The sequence below is a fragment of the Pelomonas caseinilytica genome, assembly GCF_021353235.1.
In the GTDB taxonomy this organism is placed as follows: Bacteria; Pseudomonadota; Gammaproteobacteria; order Burkholderiales; family Burkholderiaceae_C; genus Pelomonas; species Pelomonas caseinilytica.
In genome coordinates this window covers 1-2,530 of the sequence record NZ_JAJTWT010000034.1, presented here as the reverse complement: position 1 = coordinate 2,530, position 2,530 = coordinate 1, and the positions used below count along the sequence as shown (strand labels likewise).

Annotated in this window: 2 protein-coding genes; both read right to left on the bottom strand. The window is 67.5% G+C overall.

The features are described from left to right. Window positions 1–341 precede the first annotated feature (341 nt). A complete protein-coding gene (locus LXT12_RS26630; RefSeq protein ID WP_233395550.1) occupies window positions 342–1,526 on the bottom strand; it encodes an IS91 family transposase in 1,185 nt (394 codons plus the stop codon). A gap of 10 nt (window positions 1,527–1,536) precedes the next feature. Then, window positions 1,537–2,412 carry a tyrosine-type recombinase/integrase gene (locus tag LXT12_RS26625; protein ID WP_233395549.1) on the bottom strand — a complete coding sequence of 292 codons (876 nt, stop codon included), beginning with the start codon at window positions 2,410–2,412 and terminating at the stop codon, window positions 1,537–1,539. Between the last annotated feature and the right edge of the window lie 118 nt (window positions 2,413–2,530).

Here is a 2,530-nt window from a genome sequence, read left to right as displayed (position 1 = left end):
CGTTTAGGTTTGTTCGACACCTGCCCGCGCGACATGCCGGTGGTGCGAACGACACCCAGTAGAGGGCAGGTGTTGAACAAGCCTCGAGGGAGGAAACCGCGGCGCACGTGGCGGTGCCGCTCGAGGCTATGGCGATTGCAGGCGCGCAGCAACGCGGCGATGCCGACCTCGGCGGACGCACAGACGCGTGGCGCCAGGGCGAGCGTCCTCGATGCCGCATGAGATGGTGCTCGACGAGCGTCGGCAAGGCCAAGAATCCGATGGCGTTGAGCGCCCGGCACAAAGTGGCCATGCCAACGCACTTGGCGTCGACGAGTAGATGCTGTGAAGGGCCCAGGCGCTCATGGCGGCACGGTCTGTTGGGGTGGCGCGCGAATCGGCTCGCCGCGCAGGAAGGTCTGCACGACGATCATGGCGTGCCCGCAGTGCGGGCAGACGAAGGCCGGTCGCGCGTCGGCTGGGAAGCCGTCGGGCGGCGGTGCCTGCGGTGGTACCTGCAGCAACTGGCGCACCAGCGCCAGGTTGGCAGTGCGGTTGCAGTTGGCCAGCAACCCGTAGTGGCGAATGCGATGGAAGCCGCCGGGCAGCACATGAAGCAGGAAGCGGCGCATGAACTCGTCCGCGTCGAGCGTCATGGTCTTGTAGCGGGTGCGCCCCTTGACGCGGTAGTCCTTCCAACGGAAGGTCACGCCGCGCGGGTCCAGCGAGACGAGCCGGCTGTTGGAGATGGCGACCCGGTGCGTGTAGCGCGACAGGTAGGCCAGCACTGCCTCGGGGCCGGCGAACGGTCGCTTGGCGTAGACCACCCACTCGCATTGGCGCAGCGGCACGAGCCAGCGCGTGAAGGCCGCGGCATCGACCAGCGAGGCGTGTTCCCCGAAGAACTGCAGCCGGCCATCGTGATGGGCCTGCTGCAGCGCTTCGAGGAAGCGCCGCCGGAACAAGCGTGACAGCACCCGTACCGGCAGGAAGAAGCCCCGTCGGCATGCGATCCAGTGCTCGCCGTCAGGTGCCAGACCGCCACCGGGCACGATGCCATGCACGTGCGGGTGGTGAGTCAGCGCCGAGCCCCAGGTGTGCAGCACCAGCGTTACGCCCAGCCGCGCGCCCAGGTGCTTGGGGTCGCCGCCGATGGTCAGCAGGGTCTCGGCCGCGATGTCGAACAGCAGGCCGTAGACGACCGCCTTGTTGGCATAGGCGATCTCGGCGATGGGCGCCGGCAGCGTGAATACCACGTGGTAATACTCGACCGGCAGCAGATCAGCGCTGCGGGCCTCGAGCCAACGCTGGGCGGCGCTGGCCTGGCACTTCGGGCAATGCCGGTTGCGGCAGGAGTTGTAGGCGATCTGATCGGCGCCGCAGCCATCGCAGCGCAAGACATGTCCACCCAGTGCCGCGCTGCGGCACTGTTCGATGGCCGACATGACCTTGAGCTGGTCCAGGCTCAGATGGCCGCGCTGAGCCTGGCGCCAGGCCGGCCCATGGAGGCGGAAGATGTCGGCGACTTCCAGGGCGGCGTGCCCCACGGCAGCCGCGCTATGGCGACGGCAGCGTCTCCAGCGGGCTGATCACGGCGCGCAGCACCTCAGTGGCGACATGGGTGTACAGCGCGGTGGTCTCCAGCCGCTTGTGGCCCAGCAATACCTGGATCACCCGAATGTCGACCTTCTGCTCCAGCAGATGAGTCGCGAAGCTGTGGCGCAGCGTGTGCATCGACACGCGCTTGTCGATGTGGGCGGCGTCGGCGGCCAAGTGGATGGCACGGTTGAGCTGCCGGGTGGACAGCGGGTCCATGGGGTTGAGCCCCGGGAACAGCCAGCCGCCGGGCAGCATCTTGCCCTGCGCATGCCCCACCCGCCACCACGCGCGCAGCCGCTCCAGCAGCACGGGCGAGAGCAGCGCATAGCGATCCTTGCGGCCCTTGCCTTGCTCCACGCGCAGCGTCATGCGCTCGCTGTCGATGTCGGAGACCTTCAGCGCGCAGACTTCGGCGGCACGCAGGCCGGCGCCATAGGCCACCGACAGCGCCGCCTGGTACTTCGGGTTCGGCGCCGCAGCGATCAGCCGGGCAACCTCGTCGCAGCTCAACACCACTGGCAGCGGGCGGGGTTGGTGAACGGGCTGCACCATCACCAGCAACTCAGCATGCCCCAGCGTCACGTCGAAGAAGAACTTCAGGCCACTGAGCGTGGCGTTGATGGTCGGTGGGGCCGTGCCGGTGTCGACCATGTGCAGCTGGAAGGCCCGCAGTTCCTCGGCGGTGGCGGTGTCAGGTGATCGCCTCAGGAAGGCAGCGAGCCGGCGAACAGCGCGGATGTAGTGGGTCTGCGTCTTGCCGTTGAACTTGCGCATGCGCATGTCGTCGATCATGCGTTGGCGCAGCGGGGAGACGTTGGTCGTCAATGAGCTCATGGTTCAGCTCCAATCGAAGAGCGAGGCAAATCGCCTCGCTCTCCAACTTGGCAGAGCCACAAACCCGACGAGCCATCGTGGTGTTGCCGGAGCGGTTACCGCGCGAGCGGTTTAGTCC